The organism is Flavobacterium sp. SOK18b (genome assembly GCF_014156605.1).
GTDB classification, from domain to species: domain Bacteria; phylum Bacteroidota; class Bacteroidia; order Flavobacteriales; family Flavobacteriaceae; genus Flavobacterium; species Flavobacterium tiangeerense.
Genome location: NZ_QKNZ01000078.1, coordinates 1 through 20,671, shown reverse-complemented (window position 1 = coordinate 20,671; position 20,671 = coordinate 1). Strand labels below are relative to the sequence as shown.

The 20,671-nt window shown below is 32.2% G+C and carries 16 protein-coding genes and 1 tRNA gene; 8 read left to right on the top strand and 9 right to left on the bottom strand.

All coding sequences use genetic code 11. From position 1 onward, the window contains the following. The first annotated feature begins 87 nt into the window (after positions 1-87). On the top strand, positions 88-912 hold the full coding sequence (locus DNC80_RS11705; RefSeq protein ID WP_182651373.1) for a universal stress protein: 825 nt from the start codon (positions 88-90) through the stop codon (positions 910-912). A 52-nt stretch (positions 913-964) separates the two neighbouring features. Here DNC80_RS11705 and DNC80_RS11700 read toward each other — a convergent pair. Then, positions 965-1,035: transfer RNA gene (locus tag DNC80_RS11700), tRNA-Gln, on the bottom strand. A gap of 251 nt (positions 1,036-1,286) precedes the next feature. Between DNC80_RS11700 and DNC80_RS11695 the strand changes: the two genes are divergently transcribed. Then, entirely contained in the window at positions 1,287-4,577 is a 3,291-nt protein-coding gene (locus tag DNC80_RS11695; protein WP_182651372.1) for a DUF2723 domain-containing protein, read from the top strand. A gap of 29 nt (positions 4,578-4,606) precedes the next feature. Continuing rightward, complete coding sequence (locus tag DNC80_RS11690; RefSeq protein ID WP_370628752.1) at positions 4,607-5,272, top strand: polysaccharide deacetylase family protein; 666 nt, start codon at positions 4,607-4,609, stop codon at positions 5,270-5,272. Between the two features lie 10 nt (positions 5,273-5,282). Here DNC80_RS11690 and DNC80_RS11685 read toward each other — a convergent pair whose 3' ends face one another. The 3 genes from DNC80_RS11685 to DNC80_RS11675 all read right to left on the bottom strand — a co-directional run bounded on the left by DNC80_RS11685 (position 5,283) and on the right by DNC80_RS11675 (position 8,531). Then, positions 5,283-5,579 (bottom strand): co-chaperone YbbN, encoded by a 297-nt coding sequence (locus DNC80_RS11685; protein ID WP_144889597.1) that lies wholly within the window; start codon positions 5,577-5,579, stop codon positions 5,283-5,285. Positions 5,580-5,651: 72 nt separating this feature from the next. Continuing rightward, positions 5,652-6,887: a metallophosphoesterase gene (locus DNC80_RS11680; RefSeq protein ID WP_182651371.1), complete on the bottom strand. Its 1,236-nt coding sequence runs from the start codon at positions 6,885-6,887 to the stop codon at positions 5,652-5,654. Positions 6,888-7,034: 147 nt separating this feature from the next. Then, positions 7,035-8,531: a hypothetical protein gene (locus DNC80_RS11675; protein ID WP_182651370.1), complete on the bottom strand. Its 1,497-nt coding sequence runs from the start codon at positions 8,529-8,531 to the stop codon at positions 7,035-7,037. Positions 8,532-8,821: 290 nt separating this feature from the next. Between DNC80_RS11675 and polA the strand changes: the two genes are divergently transcribed. Next, entirely contained in the window at positions 8,822-11,662 is a 2,841-nt protein-coding gene (polA, locus tag DNC80_RS11670; RefSeq protein WP_182651369.1) for a DNA polymerase I, read from the top strand. A gap of 505 nt (positions 11,663-12,167) precedes the next feature. Here polA and DNC80_RS11665 read toward each other — a convergent pair. Beyond that, positions 12,168-13,193, bottom strand: coding sequence for a LacI family DNA-binding transcriptional regulator (locus DNC80_RS11665; protein WP_182651368.1), 1,026 nt, complete (start codon positions 13,191-13,193; stop codon positions 12,168-12,170). Positions 13,194-13,512: 319 nt separating this feature from the next. On the opposite strand from DNC80_RS11665, the gene rplM reads away from it, so the two are divergent. The 4 genes from rplM to tsf all read left to right on the top strand — a co-directional run bounded on the left by rplM (position 13,513) and on the right by tsf (position 16,459). Beyond that, entirely contained in the window at positions 13,513-13,968 is a 456-nt protein-coding gene (gene rplM / locus DNC80_RS11660; protein WP_114754884.1) for a 50S ribosomal protein L13, read from the top strand. Continuing rightward, a complete protein-coding gene (gene rpsI, locus DNC80_RS11655; RefSeq protein WP_086453662.1) occupies positions 13,968-14,354 on the top strand; it encodes a 30S ribosomal protein S9 in 387 nt (128 codons plus the stop codon). Before rplM ends, rpsI begins: the two co-directional genes overlap by 1 nt. 237 nt (positions 14,355-14,591) lie before the next feature. Continuing rightward, on the top strand, positions 14,592-15,371 hold the full coding sequence (rpsB, locus tag DNC80_RS11650) for a 30S ribosomal protein S2 (RefSeq protein ID WP_182651367.1): 780 nt from the start codon (positions 14,592-14,594) through the stop codon (positions 15,369-15,371). A 125-nt stretch (positions 15,372-15,496) separates the two neighbouring features. Next, positions 15,497-16,459, top strand: coding sequence for a translation elongation factor Ts (gene tsf, locus DNC80_RS11645; protein WP_182651366.1), 963 nt, complete (start codon positions 15,497-15,499; stop codon positions 16,457-16,459). Positions 16,460-16,673: 214 nt separating this feature from the next. Here tsf and DNC80_RS11640 read toward each other — a convergent pair whose 3' ends face one another. The 4 genes from DNC80_RS11640 to DNC80_RS11625 all read right to left on the bottom strand — a co-directional run. Beyond that, on the bottom strand, positions 16,674-19,370 hold the full coding sequence (locus tag DNC80_RS11640) for a TonB-dependent receptor (RefSeq protein WP_255493236.1): 2,697 nt from the start codon (positions 19,368-19,370) through the stop codon (positions 16,674-16,676). A 32-nt stretch (positions 19,371-19,402) separates the two neighbouring features. Beyond that, positions 19,403-19,987 (bottom strand): GLPGLI family protein, encoded by a 585-nt coding sequence (locus tag DNC80_RS11635; protein ID WP_182651365.1) that lies wholly within the window; start codon positions 19,985-19,987, stop codon positions 19,403-19,405. A 47-nt stretch (positions 19,988-20,034) separates the two neighbouring features. Continuing rightward, positions 20,035-20,211 (bottom strand): hypothetical protein, encoded by a 177-nt coding sequence (locus DNC80_RS11630; RefSeq protein WP_182651364.1) that lies wholly within the window; start codon positions 20,209-20,211, stop codon positions 20,035-20,037. 59 nt (positions 20,212-20,270) lie between these two features. Beyond that, positions 20,271-20,671, bottom strand: a 401-nt coding sequence (locus DNC80_RS11625) for a hypothetical protein (RefSeq protein ID WP_220485240.1), incomplete at its 5' end; no start/stop codon positions are given.

The following is a 20,671-nucleotide window of genomic DNA, read 5'->3' as shown; positions in this document are numbered from 1 at the left end:
TAATTGACCGCTTTAAAAAAAATTCTTATCTTTAATATCAAGTTAAAAACAACTTGTTGATTCCCATAATTTAACACTTATTTGATTATGAAACACATTTTAGTCCCCACTGATTTTTCTGAACAAGCTGAATACGCATTAAAAGCCGCAGCTCTACTTGCTAAAAAAAACAATGCCTCTATTTATCTCTTACATTTATTAGAACTTCCCAGCCAAATGAGCGATGCTGTTTCGAGCGGAAAAAGCATTCCTGAAGTGATATTATTTATTCGAAAGGCGAATGAAAGACTGGAAAATATAAAATCACAATCTTACCTAGAAGGCATCCTTGTAGAAAGTAGCGTTCAGTTAGAAAAAGCATTTTCTGGAATTTTATCCTTTAATGAAACTAACGAGATTGATTTAATTATAATGGGCTCACACGGAAGCTCAAACACGGAACACTTATTCATAGGCTCAAATACTGAGAAAGTAGTTCGCCTATCCAAAGCTCCCGTTTTAATCATCAAAAAGGATCCCGGAGAATTCCAGATCGAAAAAATAGTTTTTGCATCGGATTTTTCAAAAGAAACTAAAAAACCCTTTAAAGAACTACTGAAATTTAGCCAAGACTTTAGTGCTACTCTACTTTTGGTCATGATCAACACTCCAAATAGTTTCAAAACAACTCAAAAAAGCGATCAAATTTTAGAAAAATTCCTGAGAAAATATGATTTAGAAAACTACTCTACCCATGTTTACAACGATACCAATGTTGAAAACGGCATTACAAACTTTGCCGAAAGTCAAGAAGCCGACTTAATTAGCATTTGCACACACGGCCGAACAAGATTGTCCCACTTTTTTAGCGGCAGCATTAGTCAAGGATTGATAAATCACGAATCCAGACCGGTTCTTACTTTCAGAATCTAAAATCAAAAAGTATTGTAAACAAAAAAACCTCTCGATTGAGAGGTTTTTTAAGTTGGTCTACTAGGACTCGAACCTAGAAAGACTGCACCAAAAACAGTTGTGTTACCATTACACCATAGACCAGTAAAATGCTTTGCTGTATTATTGCTTAGCGAGTGCAAATTTATACTATTTTTTAGTTTGCACAAATTTTTTTTACATTTTTATCAAAAAAAATTCATTCCGTTTTAAAAAAAGTTCTTGATTTAGTTGAAAAATATTCATAATCAACACGTTATTAATTAGAGATAGTTTTTTAGAAAATAATGTTAATGCTATGTGGGTTAAACAAAAAAACATTTTCTTTGTAACTTAAATAATATAATATTTGATACATGGATAAAACAGCATTCAATTTCAACAAATGGAATACGATCATTGGTTGGATTACTTTTGGGATAGCATTGATAACATATACTTTGACGGTTGAACCTACCATGAGTTTTTGGGATTGCGGAGAGTATATTGCTACAGCTGCAAAATTAGAAGTGGGTCATCCGCCGGGCGCTCCTTTGTACCAAATGATTGGAGCCTTTTTTGCCATGTTTGCTTTAGATAATACCAAGATTGCATTGATGGTAAATATGGTATCTGTTTTTTCTAGTGCCTTTACTATTTTATTTATGTTTTGGTCTTCATCAATGATTTTGAGAATAATTGTTAGTCGTTTTGCATCCACAACTGCATTAAATTCAAACAATGATGTTGTTATTTTAGGAAGTTCATTTGTAGGCGCATTGGCGTACACTTTCTCAGATAGTTTTTGGTACAATGCCGTTGAAGCCGAAGTGTATGCTATGGCTTCCCTTTTAATAGCATTATTGTTTTGGCTTGGTTTGCGCTGGGAACAAGATATGGATAAACCCAGAGGAAATAAATGGTTACTCATTATTTCACTAGTAGTTGGACTTTCTTTTGGAGTGCACTTTATGGCATTATTAACAATTCCTGCAATTGGGTTTTTATATTTCTTTAAAAATTATGAAAAGGTAACTATCAAAAGTTTCATTATTGCGAATGTCGTAGTGATTTCTATTTTGTTATTTATTTTTAAATTGTTACTACCACTAACGATGGCTTTCTTTGGTAAAACCGAAGTTTTTATGGTAAATAATTTAGGATTACCTTTTGACTCTGGAACATTGTTTGTAGCCTTGTTAATAGCTGTTTTGTTTTATTTTGGTTTGCAATTCACCAAGAAAAAACAACTAATTACATACAACACTCTATTACTTTGTGTACTTTTCATCCTAATTGGTTTTTCTACTTGGATGATGTTACCTATTCGTGCCAATGCAAATACAGTAATAAATGAAAATAAACCATCGGATGCTCGCGAAGTTCTTGCCTATTACAACAGAGAACAATACGGAGTAAATCCTTTATTTTATGGTCCTCAATACACTGAGAATTTTGCAGGTCTAGACAAAGACAATCCTTACTTAGACAAAGCACCAAATTACGAGCGTGATTATAAAACTGGCAAATACGTTATTGTAAATAATTTCAAAAACGCAGACCAAAATTCTGATGACAATCACAAAACCATCTTACCAAGAATGTGGAGTGCTGATCATATTGAGAATTATATGAACTTTTCAAATCCTCCAGCATTTAGATTAAATCCTGATTATCCTTATGAAGAAGATCTTGCCAAATATGGTATTGACCCTAGCCAATTAAGCGAAGAAGATTACAACAAAGCCATAGCCCAACTGAAAAATGAAACTGAAAAAATTGTAAACGAGTTTAGACAAGCTTATGCTCAACAACAAATTGACAATGAAGGATACGTTAAATTCTTGAAAAGTTATGGCGATTATTTACTTATTGACAAACCTACCACTGTTGACAATTTAGGTTTTATGGTTGAGTATCAATTTGGCTATATGTACTGGAGGTATTTAATGTGGAATTTTGTTGGTAGACAAAATGATGTGCAAGGAAGATACGATTATCTTGATGGAAACTGGTTGAGCGGAATATCCTTTATAGATGAATTGCATTTAGGAAGCCAAGATAACCTACCTTCAGATGTGGTAAATAACAAAGGTAGAAACGTATATTTCTTTTTACCTTTCATTCTAGGACTTATTGGCTTAATGTATCACGCAAATAAAGATTTAAAAAGTTTTTACGTTCTACTTGCCCTATTTCTTTTTACAGGAATTGCCTTGAAAATCTACCTCAACGAAAGACCATTTGAACCACGAGAGCGAGATTATGCTCTTGTAGGATCGTTTTATGTGTTTGCTATCTGGATTGGTTTTGGCGTATATGCATTATATGAGAGCGCTCAAAAATACTTAGCCCCAAAAATTGCTGGTCCAATAATGATTAGCGCTTGTTTACTTGCAGCTCCTGTATTAATGGCTTCTCAAAACTGGGATGATCATGACCGTTCAGGCAAATCTACTGCTGTAGCTATGGCAAAAGCATACTTAACCTCATGTGATCCTAATGCTATTTTGTTCACCATTGGGGATAACGACACTTTCCCTTTGTGGTATGCCCAAGAAATTGAAGGCGTAAGAACTGACATTAAAATTGTAAATACTAGTTTGTTCATGACCGATTGGTATATTGATCAAATGAAAACCAAAACATACGAATCAGACGCATTGCCGATTTCATTTACGCATGATCAATACGTGGGTGACAAATTGGACTATGTAGCATTTATCCCTAAAATAGATACCCGTTGGGATATTAAAGATTTGATTGATTTTATTAAAAATCCAAAATCAACGGTTGAAATGCAAAACGGACAAACGATTCATTTTTACCCTACTAACAAAATCAGAATTCCAGTTGATAAAAATACAATTATCAAAAATAAAGTTGTTTCGGCTCAATACTTTGATTCAATAGTTCCATACATTGACATTGATGTTAGCAAAAATGCCTTGTACAAAAACCGATTGATGATGCTAGATATAGTTGCAAATAACAACTGGAAACGCCCTATCTATTTTAGTGGTGGTGCCTTTGATAACGAAGATTATATTTGGATGAAAGAGTACTTACAACTAGAAGGAATGGTATACAAACTAGTTCCTGTTAAAACTACTTTACCTAAAGATGCAAGCCCTCTTGACATGGGACAATTGGATTCAGATAAAATGTATGATATTGTTATGAAATGGGAATGGGGTAACGGAGAAAGCCCAACTATTTATCATGATCCAGAAACCAGACGCAACAGTATTAATTATAGATCTTACTTGTCTAGATTGATGAAACAGCTTATCAAGGAAGGTAAAACTGAGAAAGCTAAAAAAGTCATAAATCTAGCTATGACTAAACTTCCTGTGGAATATTTTGATTACTATTCTCTTGTAGAGCCTTTTGCTGATGGATATTATAAAACAGGTGAAAAAGTAAAAGCACAACAATTACTAGATAAATTAACTCAAAAATACCGTGAGAATCTTAATTATTACGGCGGGTTAAAAGCTAGTGACCAGTCCAGTATAGTAATTCCTATTGTTACAGATATAGAGCGATACAGAAGCTTACTAAAAGTAATGAAAGAGAATAATGACTTGGAGTTCTACAACAAGCACAGAGCTACATTTAATACTTACATAAAAATGTTTGAACGTTTTGAACGTGATAGAGAATAAATAAAATAGCATTTAAAATAGCGGCAATCATGTCGCTATTTTTTTTAACTTTTTTTGAGATGAAATTGTACTGGGTAAAAACTAATAAACTAATTAAGACACTTTTCTCAAAATGGATTTGGGACATTCCAAGTACAGAAAAAGTGGTATATCTCTCTTTTGATGACGGTCCCACCCCAGAAGTAACGACATGGGTACTTGAGGAGTTAAAAAAACACCATTTTAAAGCTACATTTTTTTGTATTGGTGATAACATTCGTAAATATCCTGAAATATTCAAAAAAATCATAAGTGAAGGCCATACTATAGGGAATCACACCTACAACCACCTAAACGGATGGAAGACATCAACGCAAAACTACATTGACAATACGCAGCTTTGTCAAGAAATAATTGACAATAATGGAAATTCAAATTCTAAAATTTTTCGTCCGCCTTACGGCAAAATAAAAACAGCTCAGTCTAGAGCTTTATTAGAAATGGGATATAAAATAATTATGTGGGATGTATTAAGCGCTGATTTTGATAGAAATATTACAGAGCAAGAATGTTTGAATAATGTAGTTATGAACCTGCAGCCAGGGAGTATTGTTGTATTTCACGATAGTATAAAAGCTTTTGAAAAACTAAAATACGTTTTACCTGCAACCTTACAATATTTACAAGATAATAACTATGAAACGAAAGTTTTATAAGTTGTAACGATTAATACTGTTCTTGAACAATACTAATAAGAGTATTTGCATCGAGTTCTCCAGATTGCCTCCAGATCATTTGGCCTTGCTTGTAAATCATCAATGTTGGGAGTCCTTTAATTCGCAGTGCATTTGCTAATTCTTGGTTTTTATCAACATCTATCTTTATCACTTTAGCTTTATCGCCAAGAGCAGCTGCTACATCTCTGATAACAGGATGCATGGCTACCGAAGATTCATTCCAATCCGTATAAAAATCAATTAATACGGGCACTTGAGTATGTAAAAGTTCTCCAAATTTTGACATAAACCTTAATATTTAGTTTTCTAAATGAAATAAAAGAGATTGATAATATACAAATGTAACATTTTTAACGAATTATGCCACATTAGGGGCTTTTTTTAGTTCAATTACAGTTATTTCCGGCATGATTCCTACTCTTCCAGGATAGGCATGAAAACCAAAACCTCTATTTACATAAACATACCTTCCTACATTTTCATATAAACCCGCCCATTGTTCATATACATACTGCACCAAACTCCATTTGAAATAGCCTGGAATTTCAATACCAAATTGCATGCCATGAGTATGACCCGAAAGCGTAAGTTGAAAATGTCTTTTATCGTGCTGAACAACTTTGTTCCAGTGTGAAGGATCATGGCTCATAAGTATTTTAAAATCTTGTCTTTGTAATGATCCAGATGCTTTGTCTAAATCTCCAGCTTGTTTAAAATTGTGACCCCAATTTTCAACACCTACAAGAGCTATTTGATCATTGCCTTTCTTTATAAAAGTATGCTCGTTAAGCAATAAGTTAAAGCCTATTTGTCCGTAAAGCTTTTTTATATCCTCAAAGTTCTCCTCTTTTTCTTGCTCGGTTTTCCAAGTTACATATTCCCCATAATCATGATTCCCTAATACAGAAAATTTTCCGTACTCGTGTTTATCGATTTTGTTAAACGTTTCTATCCAAGGATGCATCTCTTTGGCATGCGTGTTTACAATATCTCCTGTAAACAATATCAAATCTGAGTTTTGAGCATTAATCAAATCAATTGCGTGTTGTATTTTATCTGGATTGTCAAAACTACCACTATGAACATCTGATATTTGCGTAATCGTAAATCCATCAAAGGCATCTGGTAAATCCGGAAAAAAAATACGTTGCTTGATTACTTTGTAATTGTACTTACCAACTGTAATACCATATATAAGGGACAGAAAAGGTACAGCAGCAAGACCTAAACCTATTTGACTTACAAATTTTCTTCTTGAATTAAAAAAATCTTTGCTTTCATCATAATTAGAAAAATAATTTAAAGTTCCCACACCTAACCGATACAAATCTTCTCCTAAAAGTACAATTGTAAAAATAATTTTAGGAAGATAAACCAAAAGCAACAACGCCATAGTAAACATTGTTTTTTGTGTTTGTCCTACGCTCCTATCAAATTGCATTAGGGCGTAAACAATGTATATTGAAAAAGCAACACTAGCAATTTGAATACTATATAAAATGGACTTGTTCTTAATGATGGTTTTAAAAACTTGGAAAGTATAAATTTCTAAAACCAAAAGAAACAAACACAATAAGACTACACGAAAAATCATTTGAAAATATTTAAGGCAAAATAACAAAAGAAAAAAGCAAACAAGACTTGTATTAAATAAAATTTAACGGTTGATGATACTTTCAATTCATAAAAAACCCCAAAAAACACTTTGGGGTTGAAGAAAAAGTTTGAATAAGAAATAATATTACTTTATTACAAGTGTCATGTTAGGAGTAATCATATTATCTGAAGTTAATGTTGACGTATAACGCTGTGCATATATTTCAACATAATCATTAGTATTCATTTCAATCAAAGCATTTAATGGTAATACCACAATATCACTGGCAACAGTTCCGCGTCCGTAGATCTTATATTTAGAAACTGGCGTACCATTGAGCGCAACATAAATTATATAAGTACCAGGATTAGTCACTTGAAAAGAAATAGAACCTGTTACTTGAAAAAAACGTTTCTTTTTTCCTAGATATTGCAATTTGTTATTCTGTCCTCCATTAGAAAATCGATACAAATTAGATGAAGTAGAAACTCCTTGAACTTTTAGCGTATTGCTAGGGTTTGAGGTATTAAAAGTTGTAGCCGCGCCTGAGCCTACAGCATAATCTACAGAGAATTCACCTACTGCACTAGCATCAGTTTCAGTTGGGATACCTGCACAACGCACATTCCAACTGTTGTTGAAGTTATATCCTGGATAAGTGCCAGTTGTATATCCATTTACATACTTTCCTGTAGATAGTGTTCCCGTAAACACAACTGTTTCCATCACAGCATCGCCAGTAATTGTTAGCGAAGGATCTGACACATCTACTCCAACTGCAGCAAGATTCACCTCAGAAAAGCCTCCTTGTTTTTCAATGAGGGCAAAAGTACCAGTAAATTTCTCATATGTTCCCAAGTTATTTCCAAACCATCCCGCATTACTAATTAACACTCTAGAAATATTATCATAAACAATTCCTGTAGTATTACCAGCATACTGTACAATGCTAACGAATACCAGACCAAATCCTGATATTGACCCTACATTAGAACAACCTATCACTATTGCATCTCTAAAAATTAAAGTTTGAGCAGCTGTGCCACTTAAATTAAAAACTTTGCCTCCACCGGTAACTTGTATGGTAATGTTCCTAACGCTTCCACCTGTAGCACCATCAAAAAGGTTCCCAGAAGTTCTAACCAATTTATCCTCCCCTGAATCCTGACCTGAAACATATGCCCCATTGAGATCAATAGGCAAATCAACGTTTATCGTTCCATTGATTTCGTAGTAAACAGTAGGGTCTAAAACATATTTAGTATTTGAACCTGCCGTTTTTTCAGCAGCCAAAACTGTAGCAAGAACATCTGTAGACTTAATAAGTTTAAACTTTAATCGTCCTGTTGTAGCACTACTGACCTGGTTCCATGAAGTTATCCCTTGATTGTAATGATAAAATGATTTAAGATCAGTATCATAAACCATCAAGCCATCAGCTGGAGATGCAATGGCTAAGCGCTGTGCTGTAGTCATTCTTGGCGTAAGCATTCCTTGAGTGGTTGACGAAACATCAAGTACTGAACTTGCATGAGGAGTAATAGTTCCTATACCTACTTGTGCAAAAGTATTTGCTGCTAGTATCAAGAAAAACAATAGAGCAACTTGAAACACTCTTTTTGTAAAATAATTTTCTTTCATGATCAAAATGTATTTAAGATATTAAAAAACTACAACATTATTTGGTTTTAAACTTATTGTAAATATAAAAATAAAATATCGATTAAATGCATTTTTAACCGATTAAATACATAATTACCTTATTTAAAAGTAATAAATCTTACAATAAGTGAATAGCATTTTTATTTTTAAAGTTATTTATCCTAAAAATTCTAGCCAAGGTGTAATAAAATACAAATGCATAAAAATTGAAAAGCTAAGGTTCATAATCATACAAGTTTTGTACTTTTGAACTTTACAAAAAATATATTATGTCTCAACAAAAACGTCTTTTCTTGCTTGATGCCTACGCATTAATATTTCGTGGGTATTACGCTTTCATAAAAAATCCACGCATCAACTCAAAAGGTATGGATACATCTGCTATAATGGGTTTTATGAATTCATTAATGGATGTTATCAAACGTGAAAAACCAGACCATCTTGCAGTAGCATTTGATAAGGGAGGAAGCGCTTTAAGAAATGACCTTTTCCCAGAATACAAAGCCAACAGAGATGCTACTCCCGAGGCGATAAAAATTGCGGTTCCTTATATTCAAGAATTACTCAAGGCCATGCATATTCCTATTATAGAGGTGAATGGTTATGAAGCCGATGATTTAATAGGAACAATTGCTAAGCAAGCTGAAAAAGAAAATTACCAGGTCTTTATGGTTACACCTGATAAGGATTTTGCACAACTAGTTTCTGAAAACATTTTTATGTACAAGCCAGCCCGAATGGGTAACGGTATTGAAATTTGGGGTGTACCCGAAGTCTTGGCTAAGTTTGAAATTGAAAGACCTGAACAAGTTATTGATTTCCTAGGCATGATGGGCGATACTGCCGATAACATTCCCGGTTTACCAGGCGTAGGAGAAGTAACAGCAAAAAAACTTTTGAAAGAATTTGGCACCATGGAAAACCTTTTAGCAAATACTGATAAACTAAAAGGAAAAATGAAAGAGAATATTGAAGCCAATAAAGAAAAAGGATTGTTGTCTAAAACATTAGCAACTATATTACTGGATTGCCCAGTGGTTTTTAATGAAAATGACTATGAGCTCTCTAAGCCCGATGTAGAAAAAACAGACGCCTTATTCAATGAACTGGAATTTAGAAGAATGGCTGAGCAATTTGATGCTATTTTTAAAAGTCCATCTCCGCTTGCACAAAATAACGGAGCCGAAACAGATGCCAAACTGTATAAGAAGTCTACGAAAAATGAAGATCAATTTGATCTTTTTGGATCGAATGATCAAGACGCTACATCAGATGAGAATCGAAATCAATTTTACAGTACACTAACAAATACAGAGCATTCCTATCAAATTATTCAAGGTGATTTAGGTCTAAAATTGCTTTTAAACAACTTAAACAAACAAACCTCTGTATGTTTTGACACCGAAACTACTGGTCTTGACGCACTGCATGCAGAACTAGTGGGAATTTCTTTTTCATATGAAAAAGGGAAAGGATTTTATGTTCCGTTTCCAGAAAATCAAGAAGAAGCACAAGCTTTGATAGATAAATTCATTCCATTTTTCGAAAATGAAAACATTGAAAAAATTGGTCAAAATCTAAAATACGACTTGAAAATTCTATCCAACTATAAGGTAGAGGTAAAAGGAAAGTTATTTGACACCATGATTGCACATTATCTAATTAATCCAGATATGCGTCATAATATGGATATCTTATCCGAGACTTATTTAAAATATTCACCTCAATCTATCGAGGCTCTTATTGGAAAAAAAGGGAAAAATCAAAAATCAATGCGTGACGTAGCTCTCGAAGAAATAAAAGAATACGCCGTTGAAGATGCTGATGTCACTTGGCAACTTAAAAATATTTTTACCCAAGAACTAGAACAAACCGAAACTAAAAAACTTTTTGAAGAAATAGAAATCCCATTGGTAAAAGTACTTGCCGATATGGAAAAAGAAGGTATTCGGGTTGATGTAGATTTCCTTAAGTCGCTTTCTAAAACACTTGATGACGATATCAAAATTTTAGAAGCAAGCATTTATGAAACTGCAGGTGAAAAATTCAATTTGGCATCACCTAAACAATTAGGAGATATTTTATTTGACAAATTAAAAATTGGTGGAGTTAAACAAAAGAAAACCAAAACAGGGCAATACGCAACCGGCGAGGAAATACTCAGCTATCTTGCCCCAGAAAATCAAATAGTAAAGGACATCTTGGAGTGGAGACAGTTGATTAAACTGCAAAACACGTATGTAGATGCCTTACCAAACCAAGTAGATGCAGTTACAAAACGGATCCATACAGACTATATGCAAACTGTAGCAGCTACTGGACGATTGAGTTCTAATAACCCTAATTTACAAAACATCCCAATACGTACGGAACGTGGTCGCCAAATTAGGAAAGCATTTGTTGCAAGAGATGAAAGTCACACCTTAGTATCTGCCGATTATTCACAAATTGAATTGCGTGTCATTGCAGCTTTGTGTGGAGAAGAAAATATGATAAAAGCGTTTCAAAACAACGAAGACATTCATAAATCTACGGCATCAAAAGTATTTAACGTTCCACTTGAAGAAGTAACTCGCGAACAAAGAAGTCATGCCAAAACCGTAAATTTTGGGATTGTTTATGGTGTATCAGCATTTGGACTAAGCAATCAAACTAGTCTGTCCCGTAAAGAAAGTGCCGAATTGATTGAAGCGTATTACCAAACCTATCCAAAATTAAAATCTTACATACAAGAGCAAGTAGACTTTGCTAGAGATCATGGTTATGTACAAACCATTTTAGGACGTCGTAGGTATTTAAAAGATATCAACTCTCAAAACGCCATTGTTCGTGGTGGTGCTGAAAGAAATGCCGTAAACGCTCCTATTCAAGGAAGTGCTGCCGATATTATCAAAATTGCTATGATCAACATTCATAAAAAACTAAAAAGCGAAAATTGGAAAAGCAAAATGTTATTGCAAGTTCATGATGAACTCGTATTTGATGTACATAATGATGAGCTAGAAAAAATACAACCCATGATTAAACATGAAATGGAAAATGCCTTTCAACTTGTTGTTCCATTAGAAGTAGAAATTGGAACCGGTAAAGACTGGCTAGAAGCACATTAATAAAATTTACCGCAAATAAAAAATCTCTAATTAAGCAATTAGAGATTTTTTTTGAGGTTTATAATGTACTATTCGTTTTTAGGGAACACTTAAAAATTATAATGAACTTTCTAAATTGCGACAGCTTTTTTATTGCTTAAAATTTTGTACAACCAGAAAGCTAATACACCCAATGGTTGTAAAACAATTAGCGAAAGAATAAGAAGCATTTTAGTTACTGAAGACACTGTTGTTAAGTTTATAACCGTATACAAGGAGTAAATCCAGAATACAAAATAAAAAACAACAAGAATCATAAAAAGAATTTCTAACATAATTTATTTTTTAATTTAATAATATATGATCTAACAATCACTAAAGGTCTTTTTTAGAATATAAAAGTAAATTTATAAAAAAATTAGAAAATTCAAATATTCAGTTTAAAACTTTCTTTACTCTGATCATTTTTTTGTTTCAACAAAAAACTAAAAGTTATATTAACTATTAATTTAAGACTAAATTAATGTTACTGCACTTTTTTAGTCGACTCTCTTTCTTTTAATTTGGTTTTAATCACCTTTGTTACATAAGGAAGATGCTCTTCCTCTGATTCCAACCTCTTAATAAGCAACTTGGCTGCTACTTCGCCTATTTCTATACCGTGTTGACTAACTGTAGTTAAACTTGGCGAAAGCCTTCTTGATGCTAAAATACCATCAGCAAAACCAATGATAGAAATGTCTTCGGGTACTTTAAATCCTTTTTTTAACGCAACTCTTAATGCTGCAACTGAATCATTCTCATCCAATGCAAAAATTCCATCAATTGGATTTTCAAATATAGAATCAATTTTATTTTTAAGATCAAGTTCTGAGTCTGTTCTAATCATAATATCAGGATTGACAGCTATACCGTTATTAGATAGTGCTTTTAAATAGCCATCAGTTCTTAATTTACCCACACTCAAATTATCAATAGAAGAAAGTAAGGCAATATTTTTACAACCCAAGTTCAAAAGTTGTTGTGTTGCATGAAGTGCCGAATCAAAATCATCTACAATTACCTTATCACAGTCTACCCCATCCGCAATACGATCAAACATTACAATAGGAGTTCCGTCATTAATTATGGTAGTGAAATGCTGATAATCTTGAGCTTTTTGAGCTTCCTCAGATACAGACACTATAAAACCATCAATTGTTCCATTACTCAACATTTCTAGAGTATGTGCTTCTTTATCCAAAGATTCATTAGAAATACACATGATCACATTATACCCTTTTTCATCAGCTATTTTCTCAATACCACTAAATACTTTGGCAAAAAAAGAATTAAGAATGTTAGGTATTATGACGCCTATAGTTTTTGTCTTTCTATTTTTAAGATTCAACCCAATAATATTAGGCTTATAGTTTTTAAGCTTCGCATATTCCTTTATTTTAACCTTCGTTAGCTCACTAATTTCTGGACTATCGTTTAATGCCTTAGACACGGTAGAAACAGAAACGTTAAGTTCCTTCGCGATTTGTTTTAAAGTTGCTTTGGCTTTCATATTAAAAATTCAGTATAAAGTTAAAGTACAAGATAGTATAATTTGTAAAAAATTCAATCTATTGACAAAAATAACGCATTAAGTTCAAAAAAGTAATTGTAACAACAAAAAAAATGCACCAATACAGAACAATAAATAGAAGAATAAAACCAATTTAAAAAAGATGAATTATAAAACGCAAAAAAAATATTAATATACATTTGATAATCAGTACTAAGCACATAACAAAATAATCTTTTAAGGTATTTGTATTTAAAATAATTAATTGTACTTTTGCAACCCCTTTATTGGGGATGGAATGTTTAATTAAAAAAATATTATGGACGCATTAAGCTACAAGACACAGTCAGCAAGCAAAGCCACAGTTACAAAAGAGTGGATTGTTGTAGATGCAGATGGTCACAACTTAGGACGTCTTGCTTCAAAAGTCGCAATGATTTTAAGAGGTAAGTACAAGCCAAGTTACACACCACATGTGGACTGCGGAGATAACGTAATTGTTATCAACTCAGAAAAAATTAACCTTACAGGTAACAAAATGGATGAAAAAACATACATCCGTCACACTGGTTACCCAGGAGGTCAAAGAACTTTAACTGCTAAAGTTTTGCAATCTAAAAACCCTGCATTATTAGTTGAAAAAGCTGTAAAAGGGATGTTGCCTAAAAACAAATTAGGAGCAGAGCTTTTTAGAAATTTAAATGTTGTTGTAGGATCAGAGCACAAACAAGGAGCTCAAAAACCGAAAACAGTTAACCTTAACGATCTTAAGTAATGGGAGTTATTCACAAAATCGGTAGAAGAAAAACCGCTGTTGCACGTGTATACGTTTCAGAAGGAACAGGAGTAATCACGGTAAACAAAAAAGCATTTGAAACTTACTTCCCAACTGCAACTTTACAGTACAAAGTTTTACAACCAATGTCTATGACAGAAAATGTAAGCAACTTTGACGTAAAAGTTAATGTTTACGGAGGTGGTTCAACAGGACAAGCAGAAGCTGTAAGAATGGCATTAGCACGTGCAATGTGCGAAGTTGATGCTGAAAACAGAGGAATCCTTAAACCACAAGGTTTATTAACAAGAGATCCAAGAATGGTTGAACGTAAGAAATTCGGTCAGAAGAAAGCTCGTAAGAGATTCCAATTCTCTAAGCGTTAATATTCAATCTGGTTATTTTTCAGATTATCAAGTTCAAACGCTGGTATTATTATCAGCTTAAACTGAAATATGTTAAAATAAATTTAACATAAAAATTTAAAAACACAGTTGTTGTTGCTCTCCTATCGAGGTAGGAAATAGTTTAGCATCTAAATAAGTCGAAAGTCTTAAAGGCAACAGCCTAAAGTCGTATCAAAGAAGCTTATTGCTAATCAACAGAACGTAAACTAGAACAAAATGGCAAACAAAATAGAAGTTAAAGACTTACTAGAAGCAGGTGTACACTTTGGACACATGACTAGAAAATGGGATCCAAACATGGCTCCTTACATCTATATGGAACGTAATGGTATTCACATTATCAATCTATATAAAACGGCAGCAAAAATTGAAGAAGCTAATGAAGCTTTGAAAAAAATCGCTGCATCAGGTAGAAAAATATTATTTGTTGCTACCAAAAAACAAGCAAAAGACATCGTTGCTGAAAAAGCAAAAGCTGCAAACATGCCTTACATCACTGAAAGATGGCCTGGTGGAATGCTAACTAACTTTGTAACTATCCGTAAAGCTGTTAAAAAAATGGCTACTATTGATAAAATGAAGAAAGATGGTACTTTCATGACTTTATCTAAAAAAGAGCGTTTGCAAGTAGATCGTCTTCGTGCTAAATTAGAGAAAAACTTAGGTTCAATCGCTGACATGTCTAGACTACCGGCTGCATTGTTCGTAGTAGATATCAAAGCAGAACACATCGCTATAAAAGAAGCTCAAAAATTAAACATTCCAGTTTTCGCAATGGTTGATACTAACTCTGATCCACGTGAAGTAGAGTATGTAATTCCTGCAAATGATGATGCTTCTAAATCAATTGACAAAATTTTAACTTTAGTTACATCTGCAATTATCGAAGGACTTTCTGATAGAGGTACTGAAAAAGAAACTGAAGCTACTGCTGAAGTTGCTGCTCCAGCTACTGAAACTGCAGAAGCTCCAACTGCAACTGCAACTGAAGAATAAATCAAATTTTGAATTCCAAATTTTGAATTCCAAATTCCAAAATCAGAAAATAACTATCTGATAACATTGGAATTTGGGATTTAAAGATTGGAATTTTTACTTTTAACATTAAAATTCAAAATATTATGGCAACAATTACTGCTGCAGACGTAAACAAATTAAGACAAACTACAGGTGCCGGAATGATGGACTGTAAAAAAGCTTTAGTTGAAGCTGATGGAGATTTCGATAAAGCAATCCAAAACCTTAGAGAAAAAGGACAAAAAGTTGCTGCTAACCGTTCTGACCGTGAGTCTTCTGAAGGAGCTGCTGTTTCTTTCATCAATGCTGATAAAACTAAAGGAGCTATCATCACTTTAAACTGCGAAACAGACTTCGTAGGTAAAAATGAATCTTTTGTAACTTTGGCTAAAGAATTAGTTGAAAAAGCGATCAATTTCTCTTCTAAAGAAGAGTTTTTGGCTTCAGATTTCAACGGAATTACCGTTGCTGAAAAATTGATTGAGCAAACTGGTGTTATAGGTGAAAAAATCGAAATCGGTGGTTTTGAAATTTTAGAAGGTGCTTTTGTTGGATCTTATGTTCACGTTAACAAAATTGCTGCATTAACTGCTATTTCTGCTGCTGTACCAAATGCAGAAGTTTTGACTAAAGATGTCTCTATGCAAGTAGCATCAATGGGAGCTGATACATTATCTTACAAAGATTTTGATCCTGCTTTTGTTGAGTCTGAATTAGCTGCTCGTATTGCGATCATTGAAAAAGAAAATGAAGAAGCAAAACGTTTAGGAAAAACTTTAAAAAATGTTCCTAAATATATTTCTTTCTCTCAATTAACTGAAGAAGTTATCAAACAAGCTGAAGAAGATGCTAAAGCTGAATTGAAAGCTGAAGGTAAACCAGAGCAAATTTGGGACAAAATTATTCCTGGTAAAGTACAACGTTTTATCTCTGACAATACTACTTTAGACCAAGAAAAAGCATTGCTAGATCAAAACTTCATCAAAGATGATAGTAAAAAAGTTGGTGATTACGTTAAAGATTTCAATGTTGAAATTACAGGATTCAAAAGAGCTGCATTAGGATAGCTACATTTTGATTTCAAATAATTGCTATTTGATTTCATTTTTTAATACAAAGCCCCATTTCAATTCTGTTGGAATGGGGCTTTTAATTATTTTATTTTAAAGTTTGTTTTAGAGGTACATCATACTTTAAAAACGATGTTCCTACATACTCTACGAATTAAATTGCCCGCAATACAATCTAATCGCACAATACAAAACGCAAATACATTATTTCTTAAAATCTATACTCCATTTTTAGGAGAGCATATCTAGGTTGTAAACGGTACTCGGTTTGCGAAATATTGATATCAGAAATACTGTAATTGCGGAAAGTTTTGGTATTAAACAAGTTGTTTCCTGAAAGGAAAATAGTGAACTTATTTTCTTTAACAACATAACGCGCCTCTACATCTAGAAAATAATATTTGTTATTGTCTTGGCTTAAATTTCCAAAAAAGTAACGTTCAGATTGCACTTGAAAATTAAATTTATCACTTACCATAAACGATAAATCTAAGAAACTCATATTATCAGTAAAATCATTTGTTATAGTGGTTTTTACCTGATTGTAATTCCATTTTGAACCAATATGATAATTAAAAAAACCTTTGAAACCAGAACGTAACTCCAAACCATAATAAGCGTTAAAGTTTTTTACTTCTCTGAGATTAGAATTATTAACTATGTTTTTAAAATTAATTTTGCTAGTGCCCAAATTGACTTTTAAATTTGATTTAATCGGTTTAAAATAACGATCTATACTCGAAGAAATAGATAAAAGCTCGCGGTCTTTGATAATGATTTTTTCAGATTGTGAGAAGTTTTGAGCAACAATAGAATTGCTACTAAAAAAGTCATTGTTTTTGGTATAAAAGATATATGTATTTGCAAAAAACTTGTCACCCCAACTGCCGTAGGTGTAATTTAAAAAAGCACTAGATGAATTTAACTGATTAAACTCTTCTAAACCTTTGGAAAAGGAACGAAAACCTGTTTGTACAAATCCCGAATAAACATCTAAAACACGGGCGTTTGTTGTGCTATAAGAATACGAAGTACGAATTTTATTTATGTCGTTAATTGTCCAATCTATGCCAATTTTAGGCATTATGAAAAATGGATTTTGATTCGCTTTTACATCAAATTTTTCTATTTTATTGAATAATTGGTGAAAATTTGATTGAGTTAGTACAGTAAAATTACTTAATTTGACGCTGTATTTCGCAGTCAAATACATATCATTAGTTGAATAAACTAAATCATTTTGATAACCAATAGGCAAAGTACGTGAGTTTTCGCTTTGTAATAATTCAAAGCGTGTATCTAATTTATCTACTCGTAATTGATTGCCTATTTTAATTTCTAATAGATCACCATTTTTCTTTTTGTCTAGCAAATGAGCTTCAACACCTGCAAATTGCATTTTGTTTTCGCTAAATTGTGCGGTGCTGTTAGTATTTTCAGTAAACAAATCATTAAAAATAAATTGATTGACTGTATAATTTTGTGGTGTTTTTTCATTGATATACCTTCCTGATAGTAAGAAAACCTTATTGTCCTTAAACTTGTTGGTAAAAACTAATTTTTGATCAAAAAGTTGATTATTAGCCGTTAATCGTTCGTTTAATAAATCGGAATTAAACAATAAATCACTTCTGTTCTTTTCATTCGTTTTATTAAATTTCCCTGTGTATTCCACCGTTTTGGTTTTAGAAATGTCATACGTTAAATCTACTTTACCAAAACCAGTTAACTGTGTTTTTATTCCTTTAAAATCCTCAGTATTGGTAAAAGTTGTAGTGCCAACGGTAAATTGATGAAAACCATTTCTAAAAAAATTTTTTTCGTCTGTATTAAAAAAACCTAAGGTTTTGAGTTTTACTTTATCGGATAGGGTAAAAATACTATTGAGAGAGACCATTTCGGCATTGTTAAGATTGGTTCTTTTTTGTTTTAGATTTGGTGTGTCAAATCCTAAACCAAGGAGTTTATTAACAGTTTGGTCATCGCCTATGCTTCCTGCTTCATCAATACGGTAGGGTCTTATTAAATTATCTATATCACCGGTTACGTCTTCACCTATGTTGTTTAAATTAGTTAGGAAATAATATTTATTTCTTTTTCCAAAATTCATTAAATTGCTTCTTACTTCATATCTGTTTTCAGAAGTTAGGCCATAACCTAATTGCGTATTACCAAACCACACCCGCTTAGCATCTTCTTTTAGTACAAGATTCAAGGCAACCTTATTACTGTTTTCAATACCTTTAAGATGTTTGTTGTTAGAATAATTATGATACAATTCTACTTTATCAATGGGGTTTACCGGCATGTTTTTAGTTAGAATTTTATATCCTTTTTCAAACATATCATCGCCATCAATCATTACTTTTTCAATTTCTTGATTGCCTACTTTTATGGTACCGTTTGCCTCAATATTTAATCCAGGTATTTTTTTTAGTAAATCTTCTACTACTTGCTCATTTCCTTGCAAAAATGATTTTGAATCAAAAATAATGGTATCTTTTTTTACAAATATTGGCTTTTTTACATCAATTACTATTTCTCTGAGTTCTATTGATTTTGTTTGTAATATTAGTCCATCAAGTTCAATCGATTTTGGTTTATTATTGATTAATTCAACTTTTTTTTCTTCAAAACCAATTCCCTTAAAAACGAGAAATTTTCTATCCTGATTGAAAACTTCAAACGAAAAAAAACCATTTTTTGTTGTAAAAGTGTAGTCTAGTATATCCTCTTTTTCGTTTATTAACAAAACACTTATATTTTGTAAACTTTCATTTTCATTATTTTTAATACTCCCTTTTATTACCGTTTGAGAAAAAACAGTATTGCTAAAAATTATAAATATAGAAATACACAATACTATTTTACAGTTGGTATACAATAACTTAAGCTTTTTTTTATACATTTTTTGATTACGATAAAATAAATTGCATCACTTTAATTAAACTCCATTTCTGAGCGATACTCATTTATTGGCTCTTTATCAAATTCAAAAGTGGTCATCATTCCAAATTGAGCACCTCTACCTCCACTTCTAGCTTTAATAGTTTGAATTTTATCTTGAACTTTTTTAATTTTTTTAGCATCATAATCTTTAAAAGAAATAGCTTCAAACTTAGGGTCGTTTTGAATTTTTACAAGAATTTCTTTTTCGGAAAGATTATTATTAAAGGAAATTGTTTTTGCTTGCCATTTATAAAATCCTTTTTCGTCATCTACTTCCAAGATAAGACCTGGAAGGCCATTAAATTTCCAAGGACCAAGTGAGATAGGAATTTCAATTGTGTACCAAGCAGTATATGTTCTACCCCTAAATTCAACAACTGCTTTTGTGCAATTATATTTCCCTATTATTTTTTTTTCATTTAATAGTTTCCAATTCATTTTTGGCAGTGGCTCTTGAACAGCAAAATAGCTATTAAGATGTGAATCTTCAAATAGTCGTTCTGTTAATAACCTCTTTTCTCTATCAATAATAATTTCTGGTAAAATTTCTTTGTCACCAGTACCTTTGGTGAACATGATTGCTCTTTCATTAGGCACTAAATCAGTTGTTAATTTTTTTTGTACTACGAATTGTAATAGGATATTTTATTGGAGACAAATAATGTTCCTAAATCTAAATTTATAAAACCTTGAGTAAATATTCGATACTCATCATACTCAACATTTAAATTTGCATTGCCTGCCTTTTGACTGAAACTAATTTGTGAAAATAAAATCAATCCAAGTATAATTTTTTTCATCTTGTTCTTTTTTAAATTAAGGCAGTCTTATGACTGCCCTAAAAAATTGATCTAAATTGTTACTCTATTCTATTTATGTAATCAGTTATATCTCTTACAAGTTTTGAGTCATTACAAGGTAACATATCAGGCACATCAGTTACTGTGATTTCGCCAATTTTTTTCAAAGTTCTAGCATCTATGACATCGTATGTACAAGACTTAACAACAAGGCCATCCACATTTAAAGATGATGTTTTACTAAGATTTAATTTAATTGATTCTTTTGAAACTTTATTTATTTCTACAGAATTTGCAAAAGCAAATGAACCGATTAGCATGAATGCTAAAGATAATAAGAATTTTTTCATAGTTTTAAAATAATTTGATTGTTGCCTTACTAAACTTTTTAGTAAGAGGTTTTGGACGTCCGAGCACAAATCAAAAAAAAAAAAAAAAACAATTAACCAAATTTTTAATA